General features: G+C 65.7%; 18 protein-coding genes. 5 read left to right on the top strand and 13 right to left on the bottom strand.

The genetic code is table 11. The features are described from left to right. Window positions 1-3 precede the first annotated feature (3 nt). Window positions 4-891 (top strand): ABC transporter permease, encoded by an 888-nt coding sequence (locus ACVMB0_RS19820; protein ID WP_456755994.1) that lies wholly within the window; start codon window positions 4-6, stop codon window positions 889-891. Between the two features lie 97 nt (window positions 892-988). On the opposite strand, the gene cnbZ is transcribed toward ACVMB0_RS19820, so the two are convergent. The 6 genes from cnbZ to ACVMB0_RS19790 form a co-directional block, all read right to left on the bottom strand. Beyond that, entirely contained in the window at window positions 989-1,732 is a 744-nt protein-coding gene (cnbZ, locus tag ACVMB0_RS19815) for a 2-amino-5-chloromuconate deaminase CnbZ (RefSeq protein ID WP_461347373.1), read from the bottom strand. A gap of 125 nt (window positions 1,733-1,857) precedes the next feature. After that, on the bottom strand, window positions 1,858-4,959 hold the full coding sequence (locus tag ACVMB0_RS19810; protein ID WP_456755996.1) for a multidrug efflux RND transporter permease subunit: 3,102 nt from the start codon (window positions 4,957-4,959) through the stop codon (window positions 1,858-1,860). A gap of 83 nt (window positions 4,960-5,042) precedes the next feature. Beyond that, window positions 5,043-6,236: an efflux RND transporter periplasmic adaptor subunit gene (locus tag ACVMB0_RS19805; protein WP_456755997.1), complete on the bottom strand. Its 1,194-nt coding sequence runs from the start codon at window positions 6,234-6,236 to the stop codon at window positions 5,043-5,045. 1 nt (window position 6,237) lies between these two features. After that, window positions 6,238-6,939 carry a TetR/AcrR family transcriptional regulator gene (locus ACVMB0_RS19800; RefSeq protein ID WP_456755998.1) on the bottom strand — a complete coding sequence of 234 codons (702 nt, stop codon included), beginning with the start codon at window positions 6,937-6,939 and terminating at the stop codon, window positions 6,238-6,240. Window positions 6,940-7,003: 64 nt separating this feature from the next. After that, on the bottom strand, window positions 7,004-7,594 hold the full coding sequence (locus ACVMB0_RS19795) for a thiamine pyrophosphate-dependent enzyme (protein WP_461347372.1): 591 nt from the start codon (window positions 7,592-7,594) through the stop codon (window positions 7,004-7,006). Continuing rightward, window positions 7,591-8,124 (bottom strand): phosphonopyruvate decarboxylase, encoded by a 534-nt coding sequence (locus ACVMB0_RS19790; RefSeq protein ID WP_461347371.1) that lies wholly within the window; start codon window positions 8,122-8,124, stop codon window positions 7,591-7,593. The genes ACVMB0_RS19795 and ACVMB0_RS19790 overlap by 4 nt, the downstream gene beginning before the upstream one ends. 208 nt (window positions 8,125-8,332) lie before the next feature. Here ACVMB0_RS19790 and ACVMB0_RS19785 point away from each other — a divergent pair, with 208 nt between their 5' ends. After that, window positions 8,333-9,556 (top strand): cytochrome P450, encoded by a 1,224-nt coding sequence (locus ACVMB0_RS19785; protein WP_461347370.1) that lies wholly within the window; start codon window positions 8,333-8,335, stop codon window positions 9,554-9,556. A gap of 118 nt (window positions 9,557-9,674) precedes the next feature. After that, window positions 9,675-10,889 carry an ornithine--oxo-acid transaminase gene (gene rocD, locus ACVMB0_RS19780; protein ID WP_461349688.1) on the top strand — a complete coding sequence of 405 codons (1,215 nt, stop codon included), beginning with the start codon at window positions 9,675-9,677 and terminating at the stop codon, window positions 10,887-10,889. A gap of 524 nt (window positions 10,890-11,413) precedes the next feature. On the opposite strand, the gene ACVMB0_RS19775 is transcribed toward rocD, so the two are convergent. Continuing rightward, window positions 11,414-11,863: a hypothetical protein gene (locus ACVMB0_RS19775; protein ID WP_461347369.1), complete on the bottom strand. Its 450-nt coding sequence runs from the start codon at window positions 11,861-11,863 to the stop codon at window positions 11,414-11,416. Between the two features lie 51 nt (window positions 11,864-11,914). Between ACVMB0_RS19775 and ACVMB0_RS19770 the strand changes: the two genes are divergently transcribed. Together ACVMB0_RS19770 and ACVMB0_RS19765 are read left to right on the top strand one after the other, a co-directional pair. Continuing rightward, window positions 11,915-12,841, top strand: coding sequence for a Spy/CpxP family protein refolding chaperone (locus tag ACVMB0_RS19770; RefSeq protein ID WP_461347368.1), 927 nt, complete (start codon window positions 11,915-11,917; stop codon window positions 12,839-12,841). A gap of 231 nt (window positions 12,842-13,072) precedes the next feature. Next, the gene (locus tag ACVMB0_RS19765; protein ID WP_461347367.1) at window positions 13,073-13,765 is read left to right on the top strand and encodes an ion channel; all 693 of its coding nucleotides are present in this window, start codon (window positions 13,073-13,075) and stop codon (window positions 13,763-13,765) included. 24 nt (window positions 13,766-13,789) lie between these two features. Here ACVMB0_RS19765 and ACVMB0_RS19760 read toward each other — a convergent pair whose 3' ends face one another. The 6 genes from ACVMB0_RS19760 to ACVMB0_RS19735 form a co-directional block, all read right to left on the bottom strand. After that, window positions 13,790-14,935 carry an alpha-hydroxy acid oxidase gene (locus ACVMB0_RS19760; protein WP_461347366.1) on the bottom strand — a complete coding sequence of 382 codons (1,146 nt, stop codon included), beginning with the start codon at window positions 14,933-14,935 and terminating at the stop codon, window positions 13,790-13,792. Between the two features lie 112 nt (window positions 14,936-15,047). Continuing rightward, the gene (locus ACVMB0_RS19755; protein WP_461347365.1) at window positions 15,048-15,911 is read right to left on the bottom strand and encodes a sugar phosphate isomerase/epimerase family protein; all 864 of its coding nucleotides are present in this window, start codon (window positions 15,909-15,911) and stop codon (window positions 15,048-15,050) included. Then, window positions 15,911-17,104 carry a dihydrodipicolinate synthase family protein gene (locus tag ACVMB0_RS19750; RefSeq protein WP_461347364.1) on the bottom strand — a complete coding sequence of 398 codons (1,194 nt, stop codon included), beginning with the start codon at window positions 17,102-17,104 and terminating at the stop codon, window positions 15,911-15,913. The genes ACVMB0_RS19755 and ACVMB0_RS19750 overlap by 1 nt, the downstream gene beginning before the upstream one ends. Window positions 17,105-17,119: 15 nt before the next feature. Then, entirely contained in the window at window positions 17,120-18,271 is a 1,152-nt protein-coding gene (locus tag ACVMB0_RS19745) for a Gfo/Idh/MocA family protein (RefSeq protein ID WP_461347363.1), read from the bottom strand. Then, a complete protein-coding gene (locus tag ACVMB0_RS19740; RefSeq protein WP_461347362.1) occupies window positions 18,268-19,674 on the bottom strand; it encodes a hypothetical protein in 1,407 nt (468 codons plus the stop codon). Before ACVMB0_RS19740 ends, ACVMB0_RS19745 begins: the two co-directional genes overlap by 4 nt. A gap of 13 nt (window positions 19,675-19,687) precedes the next feature. Then, window positions 19,688-20,536: an ABC transporter ATP-binding protein gene (locus ACVMB0_RS19735; RefSeq protein ID WP_456798454.1), complete on the bottom strand. Its 849-nt coding sequence runs from the start codon at window positions 20,534-20,536 to the stop codon at window positions 19,688-19,690. Between the last annotated feature and the right edge of the window lie 117 nt (window positions 20,537-20,653).

Here is a 20,653-nt window from a genome sequence, read left to right as displayed (position 1 = left end):
GCCATGACCGACACCGCGCTCGGGCTGGTCCCGCTTGCCGCCTCCGATACGCTGGAGAGCCCGTCGCGCCGCGCTTGGCGGCGGCTGAAACGGCGCAAGGGCGCCGTCGCCGGCCTGCTCGTGATCGGGTTCTTCATCCTGCTTGCGGTGTTCGCGCCGCTGATCGTGCCCTACGATCCGATCGCGGCAAGCTGGTCGCTGGTGCGCAAGGCGCCGTCGGCCCAGCACTGGTTCGGCACCGACGACCTCGGCCGCGACGTCCTCGCGCGTGTCGTGTACGGCACCCGCGCCTCGCTGCTGGCGGGCCTCATCTCGGTCAGCATCGCGCTTGCGATCGGTGTTCCGCTTGGCCTGCTCGCCGGCTATCGCGGCGGCTTCGTCGATGCCCTGATCGGCCGCATCACCGATGCGATGCTGGCCTGCCCGTTCCTGATCCTGGCGATCGCGCTGTCCGCCTTTCTCGGCCCGAGCCTCGGCAATGCGATGATCGCGATCGGCGTCTCGGCAACCCCGATCTTCATCCGCCTGACCCGCGGCCAGGTGATCAATGTCAAGGTCGAGGACTTTGTCGAGGCGGCGCGCGCGATGGGCAATCCGCGCTGGCGCGTCGCGCTGGTCCACATCCTGCCCAATATCCTGCCGGCGCTTCTCGTGCAGGCGACGCTGTCGATCGCGGCTGCGATCATCGCCGAAGCCGCACTCTCGTTCCTCGGCCTCGGCCAGCAGCCGCCCTCGCCGTCCTGGGGCAGCATGCTCAACGCCGCGCAGCGTTTCCTGACCACCGCGCCCTGGATGGCAATCTGGCCGGGCCTTGCGATCTTCCTGGTCGTGCTGTCGTTCAACCTGGTCGGCGACGGCCTGCGCGATGCGCTGGATCCGAAGGCGCGGTGAGCGTGGCCTCCACTCTCCCACCGTCATCCTGAGGAGCGCGTAGCGCGTCTCCTCAGGATGACGGGACCAGTAGTGCACGCGATCCAAAGCTCTTCGGCTAGATCACCACTTCCCTCAACACGCGCCGGCAATCCATCTCATATTCGAGATCGATCACCGGCGGGCGGCAGAAGTGCCAGGTCAGGCCGGAGCGCGTGGCGCCGCGGCGGACCAGTTCGTCGGCCATCACCGGATGGATGTCGTGCACGGTGTAGGCCTGCACCGCGGTCGTGTCCTGCCAACCGAAGCTGAACTCCGCCAGGCGCCGTTCCATCTCGCCTGTGGTGAAGCGGACCTTCTCCCGCCACGCGCCGGGGCTGAGATCGCGATAGCATACGATGCGGTCGGGATAGGGGGCGGTGCCGTCGCGCGCCTCGGCGCCGCCGGCGATCACGAAGGACGGCGACGTGCTCGTGCTCGGCCGCGTGAACGAGAACGCATGGAACGACGGCTCGGCCGGCGGATCGATCTCGGGACAGACATTGCTGCGCGCCACCGGATTGATGGTGCCGTCGAACAGGCCCCATTCAGCGAGCGTCTTGACATAGTGCTGGTTGAAGGCGCGGAAGCCGTCCTCGGTGAAGGCGGCCGGCGAGCGCAATTCGCAGGCGCAGAACGAGGCCAGCGGCCGGCCGGCGTCCTTGATGTAGGCGGCGATCCGCGCAAAGCCTTCCGCAAGCGGCACCAGCCGGTCGAACCGGACCCGCTCGATCTCGTAGCCGGCGTTCGCCTGCGCGCCGCTTGAATATTGGAACACGGCCGGAATGAACCGGTAATTGCCTGCTGCAAATTCGCTCGCCATGCCTGATCCTCCGGGTGGCGAGGACATTCGGCCTCGCCCTTCGGCAAGGCTATCACGAGACAAAGAAAAAGGCGGCAGTGGCTTTCGCCAGTGCCGCCCTCTCCGTGAGCATGAGCCTGGAGGGCTCAGGTCGGTTTCAGTGCGCCGCCGCGGCCCTCGAGCTCGTAGTCGGCGATCTGCTTGGCGCGGTCGGAACGGGCCGCGGCCTGATGGTCGGTCGCGATCACCGTGTAGACCATCGGCAGCACGAACAGCGTGAACAGCGTGCCGATCGTCATGCCGGTGACGACGACGAGCCCGATCGAAAAGCGGCTCGCGGCGCCGGCGCCCGAGGCGGTGAGCAGCGGCAGCAGGCCGGTGACCATCGCCGCCGTCGTCATCAGGATCGGACGCAGACGAATCCGGGCCGCCATCTCGATCGCCGAGCGGCGGTCCAGTCCCTCGTTGAGCTGCAATTCGTTGGCGAACTCCACCATCAGGATGCCGTGCTTGGTGATCAGTCCGACCAGCGTCAGCAGGCCCACCTGGGTGTAGATGTTCATGGTGGCGACGCCGAAGAACAGCGGGATCAAGGCGCCAACGATCGCCATCGGCACCGAGATCATGATCACGAACGGATCGCGCAGGCTCTCGAACTGCGCCGCCAGCACCAGGAAGATGATGATGATGGCGAACGCGAAGGTGACCAGGAGCTGATTGCCTTCGTTGACGTACTGCCGGGAGTCGGCAAGGAAGTCATAGCTGAAGCCGGACGGCAGCTTCTTGGCTTCACCCTGCAGGAACTCGACCGCCTGGCCCATCGAGACGCCGGGCATCGGCACGGCCTGGAAGGTCGACGAGTTGAGCTGGTTGTAGTGGGTCAGCGCGTTCGGATCGACGCCGGTCTCGACCGAGACCACGGTCGACAGCCGCACCAGCTGCCCGGTCGCGGTCGGGACGTAGTAATCGTTGAATGCCTCCGGCGCGAGCCGGTTGGCGCGCGGCACCTGCGGGATCACCTGATAGGAGCGCCCCTCCAGGTTGAAGCGGTTGACGTAGTTGCCGCCGAGCAGCGTCGCCAGCGCACCACCGATCGATTGCATGGTGATGCCGAGGTCGCTCGCCTTGGAGCGATCGACCTTCACCCGGACCACCGGCTGATTGAAGTCGAGATCGCTGTCGGTGACGATGAACAGGCCGCTCTTGCGCGCGGCATCCTTCAGCTTGTTCATCTGGTCGAACACCTGCTGGAAGCCGGCCGTCGACGAGATCACCATCTGCACCGGCAGACCGCCGGGGCCGCCGGGCAGCGGCGGCAGGCTGAACGCGAACGCGCTGACGCCCTCGATCTTGGACAGTTCGGCCTGAACCAGCGGCTGCAGCGTCTGGGCCGAGCGCTTGCGCTCATCCCACGGCTTGAGCAGCATGCCGGCGAAGCCGCCCTGCGGACCGGTGATGCCGTTCAGGATGAACCGCAGGTCGGTCTCGGGAAACTTCTGGAACTCCTTGTCCATCTTGTCGCCGTAGAAATCGATGTAGTCGATGTTGGCGTATTTCGGCGCCTTGGTCACCGCGAACACGATGCCCTGGTCTTCCTGCGGCGCCAGCTCCTTCTGGATGTGCATGTAGAGGAAGCCGACCAGGCCGAGGATGGTCACGGCGAACAGCGCCGTGATCGGACGGTAGTCGAGCGAACGGTCGAGCAGGCGGCCATAGCCGCGGGTCATTGCGCCGAACACGCGATTGACGAGCTTGGCGAACCGCCCCTCGTCCGCGCTCTTCAGGAACACCGAACACATCATCGGCGACAGCGTCAGCGCGATCACGCCCGACACGATCACCGAACCGGCCAGCGTGAAGGCGAATTCGCGGAACAGCGTGCCGGTCACGCCGCCGAGGAAGCCGATCGGTGCATACACCGCCGCCAGCGTGATCGTCATCGAGACGACGGGGCCGACGATTTCGCGCGCGCCTTTCAGCGACGCCTGCACGGGCGGCAGGCCCTCCTCGAGGTGTCGATGGATGTTCTCCACCACCACGATGGCGTCGTCGACCACGAGGCCGATCGCCAGCACCATCGCCAGCAGCGTCAGCAGGTTGAAGCTGAAGCCGGCTGCCAGCATCAGGATGCAGACGCCGATCAGCGACAGCGGAATGGTGACGACGGGGATGATCACCGACCGCAGCGAGGCGAGGAACAGGAAGATCACGACGACGACGATCAGCACCGCTTCGGTGAGCGTCTTCTCGACCTCGTCGATCGAGGATTGGATGAACTTGGTGGAGTCGTAAGCCACCTTCATCTTCATCGACGGCGGCAAATTGCGCTCGAGATCGGGAAACAGCGCGCGCACGCCCTTCACCAGGGTCAGCGGGTTGCCCTGCGGCGTCGCCTTGATGCCGATGAAGATCGCGTGCTCGCCGTTGAAGGCGACGCTGGCGTCCGTCGACTGCGCCGCGAGCTCAACGGTCGCGATGTCCTCGATGCGCACGAAGCCGCCGTCCTTCGCCTTCACGATCATCCGCTTGAACTGATCGATGTTCTGCAGGTCGGTATTGGCCGAGACGTTGGAGACGATGAAGAAGCCCTTGGTCTGGCCGGCGGCCGCCTGGAAGTTGTTGGCGGCGATCGCGGCGGCGACGTCGTTCGGCGACACGCCGCGGCCGGCCATGCGGGTCGGATCGAGCCAGACGCGCATCGCGAAGGTCTGGCCGCCGAGGATGTCGGCCGAAGCGACGCCATCGACCGTCGAGAGCACCGGCTGCACGACGCGGGTCAGATAGTCCGAGATCGCCGATCCGGTCAGCTCTTCGCTGGAGAAGCCGAGATACATCACGGCGATGGTGTCACCGGTCGCCTTGGTCACGACCGGATCGAAGGCTTCCTTCGGGATCAGATATTTGACCGAGTTGACCTTGGCGAGCACTTCGGTGAGCGCCTGGTTCGGATCATGGTTGAGCTTGACGTAGACCTGGATCGTCGAGGTGCCGAGCACCGAGTTCGACGTCATGTAGTCGACGCCTTCCGCCGAAGCGACCGCCTGCTCGATCGGCGTGGTGATGAAGCCGTTGATCAATTCGGGCGACGCGCCGGGATAGGACGTCGTGATCGTCACCACGGTGTTCGACAGGTTCGGGTATTGCCGGATCGGCAGCACCATCGCCGCGCGCAAGCCGATCAGGAGGATCAGCAGGCTGACGACGACCGACAGCACCGGGCGCTTGATGAAAATATCAGTGAAGGCCATCGCCAACTCGATTCGTGTTGTCTGCCGGTTGCGGCAACATGTGGCGGAGGGCCAATCGGCCCTCCGAATTCAGATAGTGGAGATCAGTAGCGCGGCGGCTCGGCCGGCACCGGCGGCGGCGGATCGGTCGAAATCGCGACCGCCATGCCGGACTGCAGCTTGATCTGACCGACGGCCACGACACGGTCCCCGGCCTTCAGGCCCTTGAGGATCTCGACTCGGCCTCCGACGCGGTTGCCCGTCTTCACGAAGGTGCGCTCGGCGGTCAGGGTGGTCTTGCCGTCCTCACCCTTCTTCTCGGTGATCACGAACACGGAGTCGCCGTACAGCGTGTAGTCGACCGCGGTTTCCGGAATGGTCACGACCGGCGGCTTCTCAGGCAGCACGATCGTGGCGGTCGCGAACATGCCGGGCTTGAGGATGCTGTCCGGATTCTGGATCGTCGCCTGCACCCGGATGTTGCGGGTGTCGGTCGCGATCTGCGGCTCGATGGTCGTGATCTTGCCGTCGAAGGTGCGGCCCGGATAGGCGTCGACCGAGATCCGCACCGCCTGGCCGACCTTGATCTGCGAGCTCTGCTTCTCGGTCACGGTCAGGTTGGCGTACAGCACCGACAAATCGGTCAGCGACACGATCTGCGTGCCGGCGGTCAGATACTGGCCGACTTCGACCTGGCGAACGCCGAGATCACCTTCGAACGGCGCCCGCACCAGCTTCTGCGAGATCAGCGCTTCGGTCTTGGCAATGCCCGCCTTGGCCTGGTCGTAGGTCGCCTGCGCCGTGTCGACGGTCGACTGCGGCCCGAACTGGCGCGACGCAAGCTGCTTGGCGCGGTCGAGCTGCTGCTCGCCCACGATCGCCTGCGCCTTGAAGCTCGCGAGGTCGCCCTGCTCCGGTGCGTCGAACAGCTGCAGCAGCGGGGTGCCGGCCTTCACATGGCTGCCGGCGGTGAACAGGATCTCGGTGATGCGGCCCGGCACGTCGGTCGTGACGTTGACCTGGTGCACGGCGACGAGATCGCCGACGGCGGTCAGCAGATTCGGAATCACTTCCGTCTTCGCCTCGGCCGCCGTGACGTTCGACGGCGGCGGCTTATTGTTGGCGAAGAACTGCGCTATCATGTGGCTGCGGAAGGCGTTGAAGCCGACCAGCGCGCCGACCAGCAGCGCCAGCAGCAACCCCACGATGATGAACCAGCGCACCAGCTTGACCGGACGCTTGGCCTGCTTTTCCTTGATCGGTTGCCCCGAGATGTGGCTTTCGGTCTGAATATTCATGTCATGCACTTTCTGCAGTTACCGACGGTCCTGCGCTCGGCGACGGCTGGCGGCCCAAATGAGTTGAAATTGCGGCGTCGGTAAGTCCGATGCCGCGAAGAATGAATTGGCAAAGCTGCCGCTCGGCCGCGGCGGCATCGCCGTAGGGGAGACATGGTGTCGCAGGCAACTGCGTCAACGCGCCCATAAGCACGGTGTGATGCGCAAACCAGAACAGGTTGAGCGGCTCGTCGCCGATCCGCGTCGCCTCGCCGGCGGCGATCGCCCGATCCAGCGAGGCGGCGAAGGTCGGACCGATCAGCTTGCCGACCTTGTCATAGAGCAGGCGGGCAAACTCGCCGTCGTCGAGATGGCTCGTCACCATCAGGCGCATCCGCTGCGCCTCTTCCTGGTCCGGCGCATCGCGCAGCTGCATGAAGTGACCGACCATGCCCTCCACCAGCTCGACCAGCGTCGCGGTCGAGGGCTCCTGGCCAAGCAGGTGTGCAAGATCGGGATCGGCCTCGCACTCCTCGGCAAGGATTTCGGCATAGAGCGCCGCCTTCGACGGGAAGTGCTTGAACAGCAGCCCCTCCGAAATGGCAGCCGCGGCCGCCACGCTCTTTGTCGTGGTGCCGGCAAAGCCATTGCGGGCGAAACACCGCTTTGCGGCGCTCAGGATCAACTGACGCCGCAAGTCACTCGTCATGCGTAAGGTAGACATTTGGGTCGTGAGTAATCACTCACTTTACCAAAAGTCAAGGTTCTATTGCACCGCGAAAGCTACTTTAAATTGGAGTGTGGCCGATTGACCCGCGGATGCGGTTGACGATGTAGGTGCCGTCACGGCTCGACAGCACGCGCTCCAGATTGGCCCCGTCGATCTTCGCGCTGGCGAACCGCGGCCCCGCCGTAACGTCTTGCAAAGACGAAGCAAAAGCCTCGACCTCCGCCATCGTGCTGATCGCCCGGCTATCCCCGATTCCGCAGGCTTTGGCAATACCGACGAGGTCGGCGGTTCCACCGGTGTGGCTGGCCTGGCCGCCGGTCTCGCCATAGGCCTCGTTGTCGAGCACGATGATCGAGAGGTTTTTGGGCTGCTGCAAGCCGACGGTGGCGAGGCTCCCCATCCCCATCAGCATCTCGCCGTCGCCGGTGATCACGATAACCGGCAGCGTCGGCTGGGCCAGCGCCAGGCCGAGCCCGATCATCACGGCGCCGCCCATGCCGCCCCAGAGATAGAAGTTGCGGTCGTGGTCGCCGGCGGCTGCAATGTCATAGGTCGAGGCGCCGAGGCCGCCGACGGCGAAAGCGCCCTTGCGATCCCGCAGCAGTTCGGAAACCACGGCGCGGCGGTCGAGGAGATTCACTTTGCTCATTTGGTGAAGACCTTTGCCCCGATCAGGCGCTGCGACAGCAGGACGGCGGTCGGCGTGCAGGCGTTGTAGGCTTGCGCTGCGCCGGCTTCGACGACCTCGCGGACCTCACTCGGATGCGAGGCGCGCAATACCTTGATCCCGGACAATTCGAGAATGCCTTGGGTGTTCGAGCCCATCGGCACCTGCCAGGGATTGAACTCGCCCCATTCGCCGCGCATCGTCACCAGCGTGAGGAACGGCAGGCGGAAGATCTGCACCAGCGACAGCATGTTGATGCAATTGCCGACGCCGCTCGACTGCATCAGCAGCACGCCGCGCTGGCCGCCGGCCCAGGCGCCTGCGAGCAGCGCCACACCCTCCTCCTCGGTCGTCAGCGCGATACCGCGCATCGAGGTCGAACCCAGCACCCGCTCGATCAGCTCCGAGTGCCCGGCGTCCGGCACGTAGGGCACCTGGCGCACCTCGAAGCGCTGCAATATCGAAAAAATCTCCTCGGGCCAGGAGGCCGCAGTCTCGGCACGGGCATGCATCGGCGTTTCCGGTTCTCTTTTATTTGGCGGCGACTGTAGAGGGACGCGCGGGCTTCATCAAAGTGCAATACCGCATGTGGCTCTGCGATTTACAGGCATCGCGCGGCGCGCGGTGCGCTGTTCCGTCAGCCCGCAAATTGTGTTGCGCGGCCGCCGCCCGCGGCTTACGATAGTTGCAAATGAAACTAATCAGGGTTGGATATCGGCCATGGACAGGCACGCGCGAGAGCTGGCTGACGGCTTCGACCTGGAAAAGCTGACGCCTGAGTTCTACGCCAACCCCTACCCGACCTATCGCGCGCTGCGCGAGACCGCGCCGGTCAAACGCCTGCCGAACGGCTGCTATTTCCTTACCCGCTACGACGACCTGATCGCCGCCTACAAGAACACCAAGGCGTTCTCCTCCGATAAGAAAAAGGAGTTCCTGCCGAAATACGGCGACTCGCTGCTCTACGAGCACCACACCACCAGCCTCGTCTTCAACGATCCGCCGGCGCACACCCGCGTGCGGCGCTTGATCATGGGCGCATTGTCGCCGCGGGCGATCGCCGGCATGGAGCCGGATTTGATCGCGCTGGTCGACAGCCTGCTCGACCGGATCGCCACGAAAGATCATTTCGAGCTGATCGAGGATTTCGCCTCGGCAATTCCGGTCGAGGTGATCGGCAATCTGCTCGACGTGCCGCACGACGAACGCGAGCCGCTGCGCGACTGGTCGCTGGCGATTTTGGGCGCGCTGGAGCCGGTGATCGGCAAGCAGGCGTTCGACCGCGGCAACAACGCGGTGAAGGATTTTCTTGGCTATCTCGAAACCCTCGTCGAACGCCGCCGCACCAAACCAGGCAATCCCGAACGCGATGTGCTGACGCGATTGATTCAGGGCGAAGACAATGGCGAGCGGCTGACCGCGAAGGAATTGCTGCATAATTGCATCTTCCTGCTCAACGCCGGCCACGAGACCACGACCAACCTGATCGGCAATGGGCTGGTGACGCTCACCCACAATCCGGATCAGAAGCAGCGGCTGATCGCGCAGCCGGAGCTGATCAAGACTGCGGTCGAGGAGATGCTGCGCTACGAGAGCTCGAACCAGCTCGGCAACCGGATGATCGTGGAGGAGACCGAGCTCGGCGGCATCAAGCTGCCGGCCGGCACGCTGGTCACGCTGTGCATCGGCGCCGCCAACCGCGACCCCGCGCAATTCCCCGAGCCCGAGCGCTTCGACGTCGCACGCACGCCGAACCGCCACCTCGCCTTCGGCACCGGCGCGCATCAATGCGCAGGGATGGCACTGGCGCGCCTCGAGGGCGCCATCGCGATCTCGCGCTTCCTGGCGCGCTTCCCGAATTACGCGCTTGACGGCGAGCCGGTGCGCGGCGGGCGGGTGCGCTTCCGCGGCTTCCTCAGCGTGCCATGCAGCATCAACGCATAGATTGTCCCCTGCGAATTTGGCTGGCGGCAACACTTCCCTGTGGAAGAACTGATACCCAAATCAACTGCAGGCACGGATTGATGTAATCTCTCGTGCGCTGCAGCGGGAGTGACGCATGATGAATGCATCGGTCACTGATTTCCTCGCAACCGAAGCGCAGTTCGGCACCTACAATTACGAGCCGATCGGGGTGGTGCTATCCCGAGGCGAAGGCGTCTGGGTTTGGGATACCGACGGCAACCGGTATCTCGACTGTCTCTCCGCCTATTCGGCGGTCAGTCAGGGCCATTGTCATCCGAAGATCCTGGCAGCCATGATCGAGCAGGCGCGCCAGCTGACGCTGACGTCGCGTGCCTTCCACAACGACCAGCTCGCTCCCTTCTACCGCGAGCTCGCGGAGCTGACCGGCTCGCACAAGGTGCTGCCGATGAACAGCGGCGCCGAAGCGGTGGAGAGCGCGATCAAGTCGGTGCGCAAATGGGCCTATGAGATCAAGGGCGTGCCGGATGGGCAGGCCGAGATCATCGTCTGCGCCAATAATTTTCACGGTCGCACGCTCGGCATCGTCGGCTTCTCGACCGATCCGGGGTCGCGCGACCATTTCGGCCCGTTCGCGCCGGGCTTCAAGATCATCCCGTTCGGCGATGCCGCGGCGCTCGAGCAGGCGATCACGCCGAACACCGCGGCCTTCCTGGTCGAACCGGTGCAGGGCGAAGCCGGCGTCACCCTTCCCCCGCCGGGCTATTTCGCGCGCGTGCGCGAGCTATGCACCGCGCGCAATGTGATGCTCGTGCTGGACGAGATCCAGACCGGGCTCGGCCGCACCGGCAAGCTGCTCGCCGAGCAGCACGAGGGCATCGAGGCCGATGTGACGCTGCTCGGCAAGGCGCTATCGGGCGGCTTCTATCCGGTGTCGGCGGTGCTCTCGAACAACGCGGTGCTCGGCACGCTGCGGCCGGGCCAGCACGGCTCGACCTTCGGCGGCAATCCGCTGGCCTGCGCGGTGGCACGCGCCGCGCTGCGGGTGCTGGTCGAGGAAGGGATGATCGAGAACGCGGCGCAACAGGGTGCGCGCTTTCTCGCCGGACTGCAGGACATCCGCGCCCACGTCATCCGCGAGGTGCGCGGGCGCGGCTTGATGCTGGCGATCGAACTGCACCCGGAAGCCGGCGGCGCCCGCCGCTACTGCCTGGCGCTGCAGGCGCGCGGCATCCTCGCCAAGGACACCCACGAGCACACCATCCGCATCGCCCCGCCGCTGGTGATCACCGCCGATCAGGTCGACTGGGCGACGGAGCGGATCGCGGCCGCTTTGACGCAGGATGTCTCCTGACGGTGCCCTGCGTCGCAAGACCGCACCGCCGGCGATGGCCGACACGAACGATTTCGACATCTGTGCGTTGAAGCGCTGCGGGCAGGGATGGATGGAGAGCCACGCTCATGCCTCCCCACGGTATCTGCTTTGCCATGCTCCTGGTTGGTGCCGCGACGCTGGCGGCGAGCGACGCGGCCGCCCAACCACACGATCCACACGCAAGAGGTGGAGCCTCAGCAGCGGCGGCACGTCCGGCCGCGCCGCCGGCGATGACGCGGCCTGCCGCGCCGATGGTCCACGCCGCCCCGCCCGCGATGGCGAGACCGCCTGCAATGGCTCGGCCACCAGCGATGGCTCGACCGGCCGCACCTGCCTTCCATGCCCCGCAGCGACCGGCGATGGCGGCGCGCCCGGCACCGCATTTCGCCGCTCCGTCGGTGCGCCAGGCTCCTCATATCGCCGCGCCGCACGTCGCAACGCACCGACCCGAATTTCGTCGCGGCGCCCCGTCGCCGCGCCCTGCTCCCCGCATCGCCGCGCCATCACGCCCGAGCCTGCCGGCGCGCGTGAGCGAGCGGCCCTCGCCGGCCGAGCGAATTCAACAGCGTGTGCAGCAGCGGCTCACCCAGCAGCGCCAGCAGGCCGCGCAGCAGCGGCAGCGTGACACGCTTTCGCGCCAGACCGCGGAGCGGCAAAACCGGATCGATCGCCTGCAGCAGCGTGTGCAGCAATTGCAATCGGAAAAGGTTCAAGGCGCCCGTGCGCAACGCGTCCACGACCGCGCCCTGGAGGCGCAGAACCGCCTGCTGCAGCGCGAGCAACGCGCACAGCAAGCCGACCTTGCCCGGCAGCAGCGATTGGCACCGGCAGCGACAGTTGGGGTCGCCGCCGCAACCAGCGCCGCGACGCAGGCGGCCCAGCGCGAGCGATTTGCCGCACGCTTCCGCGAACAGTCCGCCGCGCAAGGCCAGGCGGCGCTTGCGGCGCGCCAAGGCGGCTGGGCGCCGCGGAATGCCTGGCGGCGCGGCCACCGCGCGGCATTCGTGGCGTGGCTTGGCCCGGTGTTCCTGCCTTACGCCTATTCGGACATCTTCGACTACACGTTCTGGTCCTATGCCTACGACCCCGGCTATTGGGCCTACGCCTATGACGACTTCGTCGACACCGTGTTCTGGGACACCAACAGTCCCTACTCCGCCTATGCCAGCATCGAGCCGGGCGATTATCCGGCGACCGCAGGCCGCACCCGATCCCGTCAACGCGCCGATACGAGCCCGCAGGCGATCAAGCAGCTGTGCGGTGAACCCGACAAGGGCGTCACGGCCTGGCCGCTTGCCGACATCGCCCGGGCGGTGCGGCCGGACCAGCAGCAGCGCGCCTTGCTGGACGATCTGAAGGCTGCCGCGGCGCAAGCTGCCAATGCCTTCAAGGACTCCTGCACCGACAGCTATGCGCTGACGCCGGCCGGCCGCTTGCGGTCGATGCTGAACCGCATCAGCGCGACGCTCGAGGCGATCAAGATCGTGCGGCCCGCACTGGAGAATTTCTACAGTTCGCTCAGCGACGAGCAACAGGCCCGCTTCAATGCGCTCGGTCCACATGTCGGCGAACGTTCGCCGCAACAGCAGGAAACGACCGCGCGATCCGGGAATTGCGGCGATTCGAAATCCGACCTCGCCCAATTGCCGATCAACCGGATCGAGGCCTCGCTTCATCCGGCGGGCAAGCAGAAGGAAGCGCTCGGCCGCTTGAGCGATGCGACCACAAGAGCCATTGCGGATCTGCAGGCGGCCTGCCCGAACGACGTGCCGCTGACGCCGGTCGGCCGGCTCGAGGCGATGCAGCACCGGCTCGAGGCCATGCAGCGAGCCGCGCAGCTGATCGAGCCTGCACTGGACCAGTTCTATGCCACGCTGAGCAGCGAGCAGAAGGCACGCTTCAACACGCTGCAGCAGGTCGCGAGCCCTTAGGGAGCCCTTTCGGTTCCGATGGAATCGGAACGGGGCTTTAGATCTTGCTTTTGGCGCGTTTTCTTGACGCGAACCGGCATCCACTTCGCTCGAAAACGCTCTGAGGCCGCCGGCCTGCGATCTTCGCTGCACGGTGCGGGCGACGCCGGCCCCCCGCCTTGCCTTTGCGGCCGCCGCGCAGCAATGTCCGGCACCGGCATCCTGATGCCATGCCGAGTGACGGGGCAGGACATGAAACGCAGTTGGACGAGCATCAGTGAGCTGCGCGATCGCTGGGGCGATTCGCTGCTGACCGTGCTCACTGTCCTGATCCTTGTCATGATGTTCGTAGTGGCACCTCTGCAGGCGCTCGGCCTGTTCGAGTTTCAGATCTTCGAGCTGCTGCTCGCCCTCTTCCTGGTCGGCGGCGTATTCGTGATGTCGGGCAGCGCACTTGCCGTCGTCACCATGCTGATCGCGCTCGCGATGATCGTGACCGGCGCGATCCTGCGCCTGCGCTCGCCCTCGATCCTCGACCTCAATCTGTTCGCCGGCTCCTGGCTGTTGGTCGGCATCACGATGGCGGTGACGGTCGCGCGCGCCACCTTCGCCCAGGGGCGCGTCAATTATCACCGGGTGATCGGCGCGATCCTGCTCTATCTGACGGTCGCGGTGATCTTCTCGGCGCTCTACACCTTCATCGGCACGCTGGTGCCGGATGCGTTCGCCGGCATGAAGGTCGAGGACCGCCCGACGCTCGCAAGCCAGCTGATCTATTTCTCCTTCGCCACGCTGACGACGACAGGCTATGGCGACGTCGCGCCGCTGCATCCGATTGCGCGCAGCCTGTGCAACGTCGAGGCGATCTTCGGCCAGCTCTACCCCGCCACGCTGCTGGCGCGGCTGGTCACGCTCGAGATCGCGCACCAGGATCAGGACTCGTGAGCGCGATGCGGGTTAGCCGGGCGGCTATCTGAACCGCAGGTTTGCGCGCGAGAGCTGGCTGATCGAGGAACACCCCATCAGCCGCATGTCCCGCACCAGCTCCGCCTGCAGCAGACCGAGCGCCCGCTCGACTCCGGCCTGGCCGGCTGATGCCAGCGGATAGAGATAGGCGCGCCCGAGGCCGACGGCCTTGGCGCCCAGCGACAGCGCCTTCAGCACATGGCTGCCGCGCTTGATGCCGCCGTCCATCATTACGTCGATCCGGTCGCCCACGGCATCGACGATCTCGGCCAGCTGATCGAACGCCGCCCGCGAGCCGTCGAGCTGCCGGCCGCCATGGTTGGAGAGGATGATGCCGCTGCAGCCGATCTCGACGGCGCGTCTGGCGTCCTCGACCGACATGACGCCCTTCAGGCAGAACTGGCCGTTCCACTCCCGCACCATTTTGGCGACGTCGTCCCATGTCATGCCGGGATCGAGCATTTCGGTGAAGTACCGCCCGATCGACATGGCGCCGCCGCTCATGTCGACATGCTCGTCGAGCTGCGGCAGCTTGAAACTTTCATGGGTGACGTAGTTGATGGCCCAAGCCGGCTTGACGGCGAATTGCAGCATGCCGCCGAGCGTCAGGCGGAACGGAATCGAGAACCCGGTGCGCAGGTCGCGCTCGCGGTTGCCGCCGGTGATGCTGTCGACCGTCAACATCATCACGTTGACGCCGGCCTGCTTGGCGCGCTGCATCATCGCCGTGTTCAGGCCGCGATCCCGGTGGAAATAGAACTGATAGACCTGCGGCGTCGCATAGGCCTTGCGCAATTCCTCGAGGCTCACGGTCCCGAGGGACGACACGCCGAACATCGTGCCGAATTTCGACGCTGCTGCGGCGACGGCCCGTTCGCCATCATGATGAAACAGACGCTGCAGCGCGGTCGGCGAGCAATAGAACGGCGTCGCCAGCTTCTGCCCCATCACGGTGACCGAGAGATCGACGTTCTGCACGCCGCGCAGGACGTTGGGCACCAAGTCGCACCGCTCGAAGCTCGCAGTGTTCTGCCGAAGCGTGGCCTCGTCATCCGCTCCGCCGTCGATATAATTGAAGATCGGTCCCGGGAGCCGCCGCCGCGCCAGCTCGCGGAAATCATGGAAGTTGTGGCAATGGCTCAAGCGCATGTCGTGCTCCGAAGGTCCGGACCGCGGCGTTCAACGGCTCTCTGTGCCGTTCACGCCACGGCATCCGGCATAGCGGGCACGCTTCGCCTTGTCCACCGCACCGGCCGCTGGGTCAAACCACCGAGCGGTGCCGCTCGATGCACGTCGTCAAGACCGCATCCATCGGCTTCGTCCACCAGTCGTTCGAGAAGATCTCGATCTCCGAGTAGCCGGCAAAGCCTTGCGCTTCGACCGCTGCGCGCACCGACTTGATGTCGATGACGCCGTCACCCATCATGCCGCGGTCGTTGAGGATGTCCCTGGTCGGCACCAGCCAGTCGCAGACATGGAACGCCAGCAGGCGATCCTTGCCGGCGCGGGCGATCTGGCTCGTCAGCTCGGGATCCCACCAGATGTGATAGACGTCGAGCGCGACCCCGATCGCGCCGGTACGGCCGGGATCGAGCGCGTCGCAGATGTCGAGCGCGTGCTTCGTGGTGTTCACGCAGGCGCGATCGGCGGCATAGGCCGGATGCAACGGCTCGATCGCGAGCGGCAGTTTTGCCTGCTTGGCATAATCCAGCATCTCGGCGATGCCGTCATGCACCTGGTTGCGCGCTGCCGCGATGTCCTTCGAGGCCGCGCTGCCCGGCCGCGAATATTGCGGCAAGCCGCCGACCACCAGCACGATGCAGGAGGCGCCGAGCGCGGCGGCCTCGTCCACCGCGCGGCGGTTGTCGTCGCGTGCCTCGCTGCGGTGCGCTCCATCCGCCGTGAACATGCCGCCGCGGCAATAGCCCGACAGATCGAGCCCGGCATCCCGGACCGCGCGCACGGCGCGATCGAGGCCAATGACTGCGACCTGGTCGCGCCAGGGATCGATGGCGCGGATGCCATGGCGGGCGCAGGCGTCGATGATGGCGATGAGATCGCCCTGCTTGCGGACGGTCGCCGTGTTCAGCGACAGCCAGCGGTGGTCGTGGGAAAAGTCGCGCATCAGGCGTCGATGCCGCGTGTGGTCAGGATGGCCTGCATCCGGTGGGTCGCGAGCTCCGGATTGGCAAGCAGCCCGGCCTGGTCGGCGAGCCGGAACAGCTCGGCGAGATGCAGGGTCGAGCGCGCGCTCTCCTGTCCGCCGACCATCGTGAAGTGATCCTGATGCCCGTTGAGATAGGCCATGAACACGATGCCGGTCTTGTAGAAGCGGGTCGGCGCCTTGAAGATGTGGCGCGACAGCGGCACCGTGGGGCCCAGCACATCATGGAAGCCGGCCGCATCGCCCGCGGCCAGCCGCGACAGCGCGTAGGACGCGGCCGGCGCGATCGCATCGAAGATGCCGAGCAGTGCGTGGGAGAAGCCCTTGTCGTCGCCGGCGATCAGTTCGGCATAGTTGAAGTCGTCACCGGTATACATCTTGACGCGGGGATCGAGCCGCCGCCGCATGTCGATCTCGCGCTGCTTGTCGAGCAGCGAGACCTTGACGCCATCGACCTTGGCCGCATTGGCGTTGATGATCGCAACTGCCGTGTCCATCGCCTTGTCGAGATCGGCCGTGCCCCAATATCCGGCCAGCGCCGGATCGAACATGTCGCCGAGCCAGTGGATGATCACGGGCTCGCGGACCTGCGACAGCACGCGGTCGTAGACCCCAGCGTAGTCCTCCGCGCTTTTGCCGAGCTTGGCCAGCGCGCGCGACGCCATCAGGATGATCCGCCCGCCGGCCTTCTCCACCGCCGCGATCTGCTCCTCATAGGCCCGGATCACGTCGTCGATCGACCTGGCATCTTCCACAGCGAGGTGGTCGGTGCCGGCGCCCGAGAACACCAGCGCGTTGCCCCTGGCCTTCGCCGCTTTGACCGAGCGCCGGATCAATTCCAGCGAGGTCGCCCAGTCCAGCCCCATGCCGCGCTGTGCGGTGTCCATCGCTTCGGCGACGCCGAGGCCGAGGTCCCAGACATGCTCGCGGAATGCGATCGTCTTGTCCCAATCGATCGCGGCCGTCAGCCACGGATCGACGTCGGCGCGGGGATCGGCGACCACATGGGCGGCCGAGAATGCCACACGATTGAGTGTGCCCTCGAGCTTCGCCGGAAAGGTTCGCGATGCCGCCAAGCGATAGGTCTCAAGGCCACCATCGGCGGTCGGCAGATTCAACGACAGCGACGAGATCGGCAGGACTGGCTTGTTCATGACAAAGGTCCTCTCTCAGACCACGATCGGGGCGACGTCGATCCAGCGCCGCTCCTTCCAGCTCTTCAGCGCGCATTCGGCGAGCTGCACGCCCTTGGCGCCTTCGAGCAGGGTGTATTTGTAGGGCGCATCCTCGCAGACGTGGCGGATGAACATCTCCCACTGCTCCTTGAAGCCGTTATCGTAGACCACGTTCTCGGGCAGCTTCTGCCAGTCGGCATAGAAATCATGCATGCGCTTCTCGTCCGGATTCCACACCGGCCGCGGCGTCGCCTGGCGCGCCTGGATCACGCAGTCGGTCAGGCCCGCCACCGCCGAACCATGGGTGCCGTCGACCTGGAAGGTGACGAGATCGTCGCGATAGACCCGCGTCACCCAGCTCATGTTGATATGCGCGATCACGCCGCCCTTCAGCTTGAAGGTGGCGTAGGCGGAATCGTCGGCGGTCGCCTGGTACTTCCTGCCCTTCTCGTCGTAGCGCTCGGGGATATCGGTTGTTCCGATGCAGACCACGCTCTCGACCTCGCCGAACAGATTGTCGAGCACGTAGCGCCAGTGGCAGACCATATCGAGGATAATGCCGCCGCCGTCCTCGGCGCGGTAGTTCCAGGACGGCCGCTGCGCGTCCTGCCAGCCGCCCTCGAACACCCAGTAGCCGAATTCGCCGCGCACCGAGAGCATGCGGCCGAAGAAGCCGGAGTCGCGCAGGAAGGCGAGCTTCTTAAGGCCGGGCAGGAACAGCTTGTCCTGCACCGTGCCGTGCTTGAGCCCTTTTGCGTTGGCGAGCTTCACGACCGCAACGGCTTCCTCGAGATTGGTCGCGATCGGTTTCTCGCAATAGACGTGCTTACCGGCGTCGATCGCCTTGGTCAGCAGCGAAGGGCGCGCCTGCGTGGTGGCGGCGTCGAAGAATACGGTGTCATCCTTGTCGGCCAGCGCACGGTCGAGATCGGTGGTGTGCCGCTCGATGTTGTAGCGTTTTGCCAATGCGCCGACCTTCTCGGCGTCGCGGCCGACCAGGATCGGATCGGGCATGATGCGGTCGCCGTTCGCAAGCAGCACGCCGCCCTGCTCGCGGATCGCAACGATCGAGCGGATCAGATGCTGGTTGAGCCCCATCCGGCCGGTGACGCCGTTCATGATCAGGCCGAGGCGTTTGGTCGTCATACTGTCTGCTCCTGGGAAACGCGTGGTGTTGGCCGCTGCAGCGGCTGCATGGTGGACCAGTCCGGATGGACCGAGCTGGCAAAGCCCGCCGCGGCGGCGATCGATCCGGTCAGGAGATCGCCGCCGTGGATCGCGAGGCGGACCTTGCCGCCGGTGCGCGCGTAGAGATCGGGATGCGCGGTGAGGAAGGCATCGGCCTCATCAGCCGGAGTGTCGGCAAAGCCGTCGACGTAATGGTGTCCATTGCGCTCGGCATGGGCGACGCCGATCAGCGCGCCGAGCGCGAGATCCTGCTGCACCGCGAGTCCGGCCTGGCAGGTCAGATCCTCGCCGCTGATGAAATACCGGTCGCCATCTGCGCTCCACGCCGCCGCGCGCGCCGCATTGATGATCGACTTGTAGATGCCCTTGCACGATTTCGAGGAGATACCGCGATAACCGAGCTCCCGCGCCTGCGGAAACGCATCGTAGGAATCATCGGCCTCGTCGATGATGAAGCTGCGCGCCGCCAGCGTCCCGAGCGGCAAGGCCTTCGTGATATCGCGCGGCATCGGCTGTTCGATATAGAGCAGGTTCGCTGCGATCGGCTGCAGCGCGGCGTCGTGGTCGAGCCGCTCGACCAGAGCGTTCAGGGCGGCAAGGTCGGCATATTGCTCGTTGGCATCGAGCGTGACCTTGACGGCGTAAGGGAGCTTTGCGAGTTCACCGCCGATCCGCGCCAGCCGCGCCGCATCATGCGCCGGATCGCCATTCAGCTTGAGCTTGAAATAGCGTGCCCCCGCGTTCTCGTTGGGGTCTGCGACACCGCCCTCACCCTCAACCTTGTCGTCCATCCCAACCGTGTGCCTGACGGCGACACGGTCGAGCCGCTTGCGCGTCGACAGGAACCGCGCGATCGCCGCATCATCGAGATCCGGCGTCAGCCGCGCGTCGATGCCGGCAATATTGCCGGCCATGCCGTCGAAGAAATTCACCCCGACCGCGCGCAGCAGCGCATCCAGGATCGCCTTGTCGATCTCGGCCGGGCCGAAGCCGGCCGCGAGCGGCGGAATGTCTTTCGCGGCACAAGCAGCGACCTGCCGGCCGATACGCGCGGCGTGCAGGCCGAATGCTGTGTCGAAACCGCTGTTTGCCAGATAGAGCTCGCACGCGATCGCGAGTGAGCCGCGGAGCTCGTCGACCGTCTGCTCGGCCGTCAGATGCGGCCGCTTGTCGAACCATTTCGGTGCCAGCATCTCGGCGCTGGCACCGGTCGCACGGCCCTTGCCTTCCACCTCGATCTCGACCCGCACGAACAGCTGCGTCGACGCGGTGATCGTCACCGCGCCGAAGCGGAACGGCCGGGCGAACAGCAGCGGTCGTTCGAAGAAGGCGATATCGTTGACTTTGAGGCGAAGCGGCATGGAAGGCTCGGCGTTAGTCCAGCGACCCCTGCGTGAAGAAATGCTTGCGGATCCGCTGCACCAGCTCGGTGAAGACCGGATCGGACATCGTCTCGAGCGAGCGCGGCCGCGGCATCGGCACGTCGTAGATCGCCGCGATTGCACCGGGCCGCTCGGTCATCACGAGCACGCGGTCGGCGAGGAACACGGCCTCCGGGATCGAATGCGTGATCAGCAGCACTGTCTTGCCGGTCTCGCGCTGGATCCGCATCAGCTCGACATTCATCCGCTCGCGCGTCATGGCATCGAGCGCGCCGAACGGCTCATCCATCAGCATGATTTTGGGATCGTGCACCAGCGCGCGGCAGATCGAGGCGCGCTGCTGCATGCCGCCGGAGAGCTGCCAGGGCAGCTTCTTTTCGAAGCCTTCGAGCCCGACCAGCTTCAACAGCGCCTTGGCGCGGTCGAGATATTTGTCGCGGGCGAGCCGCTTCATGTCGATCGGCAACATCACGTTGGAGAGGATGTTGCGCCACGGCAGCAGCAGCGCGTTCTGGAACACGATGCCGACATTGCCATGCGGCTTCGTTACCGGCTCGCCGTCGACCAGAACTTCGCCTGTCGTCGGCGGCAGCAGGCCCGAGATCATCTTGAGCAGCGTGGACTTGCCGCAGCCGGAGGGGCCGACCACGACAAAGAACTCACCGTCATTGATGGTGAAGTCGAGCGGCCGCAGCGACGGCACGTCGCCATCGCGCGAGCGGTAGGTCTTCGAGACGCCCGAGAGCTTGATGCCCGGTGCCGCGCCGGCCGCGCGGTCCGAGACCAGGCGCAGATGCGCGGCGGGTTGATCAGCGTGAGTTGGCTTGGTCGCAGGATTCATCGCAGCTTTCTCCACCCGCCGTCCCTGCCGAGTGCGCGATTGCGCACGGAGCAGGGACCCACACGCCGCGGCTTCTCGTTCGGGCACGCGAGGAGAGACCTTTCGCAACAAACAAGA

The organism is Bradyrhizobium sp. USDA 4451 (assembly GCF_054822585.1).
The sequence above is the reverse complement of the archived record's forward strand: the minus strand, read 5'-3'. Positions and strand labels throughout refer to the sequence as shown.

Coding starts and splice junctions, on each gene's coding strand:
- ACVMB0_RS19820 (WP_456755994.1), top strand. CDS start 4: ATGACCGACACCGCGCTCGGGCTGGTCCCGCTTGCCGCCTCCGATACG.
- cnbZ (WP_461347373.1), bottom strand. CDS start 1,732: ATGGCGAGCGAATTTGCAGCAGGCAATTACCGGTTCATTCCGGCCGTG.
- ACVMB0_RS19810 (WP_456755996.1), bottom strand. CDS start 4,959: ATGGCCTTCACTGATATTTTCATCAAGCGCCCGGTGCTGTCGGTCGTC.
- ACVMB0_RS19805 (WP_456755997.1), bottom strand. CDS start 6,236: ATGAATATTCAGACCGAAAGCCACATCTCGGGGCAACCGATCAAGGAA.
- ACVMB0_RS19800 (WP_456755998.1), bottom strand. CDS start 6,939: ATGTCTACCTTACGCATGACGAGTGACTTGCGGCGTCAGTTGATCCTG.
- ACVMB0_RS19795 (WP_461347372.1), bottom strand. CDS start 7,594: ATGAGCAAAGTGAATCTCCTCGACCGCCGCGCCGTGGTTTCCGAACTG.
- ACVMB0_RS19790 (WP_461347371.1), bottom strand. CDS start 8,124: ATGCATGCCCGTGCCGAGACTGCGGCCTCCTGGCCCGAGGAGATTTTT.
- ACVMB0_RS19785 (WP_461347370.1), top strand. CDS start 8,333: ATGGACAGGCACGCGCGAGAGCTGGCTGACGGCTTCGACCTGGAAAAG.
- rocD (WP_461349688.1), top strand. CDS start 9,675: ATGAATGCATCGGTCACTGATTTCCTCGCAACCGAAGCGCAGTTCGGC.
- ACVMB0_RS19765 (WP_461347367.1), top strand. CDS start 13,073: ATGAAACGCAGTTGGACGAGCATCAGTGAGCTGCGCGATCGCTGGGGC.
- ACVMB0_RS19760 (WP_461347366.1), bottom strand. CDS start 14,935: ATGCGCTTGAGCCATTGCCACAACTTCCATGATTTCCGCGAGCTGGCG.
- ACVMB0_RS19755 (WP_461347365.1), bottom strand. CDS start 15,911: ATGCGCGACTTTTCCCACGACCACCGCTGGCTGTCGCTGAACACGGCG.
- ACVMB0_RS19750 (WP_461347364.1), bottom strand. CDS start 17,104: ATGAACAAGCCAGTCCTGCCGATCTCGTCGCTGTCGTTGAATCTGCCG.
- ACVMB0_RS19745 (WP_461347363.1), bottom strand. CDS start 18,271: ATGACGACCAAACGCCTCGGCCTGATCATGAACGGCGTCACCGGCCGG.
- ACVMB0_RS19740 (WP_461347362.1), bottom strand. CDS start 19,674: ATGCCGCTTCGCCTCAAAGTCAACGATATCGCCTTCTTCGAACGACCG.
- ACVMB0_RS19735 (WP_456798454.1), bottom strand. CDS start 20,536: ATGAATCCTGCGACCAAGCCAACTCACGCTGATCAACCCGCCGCGCAT.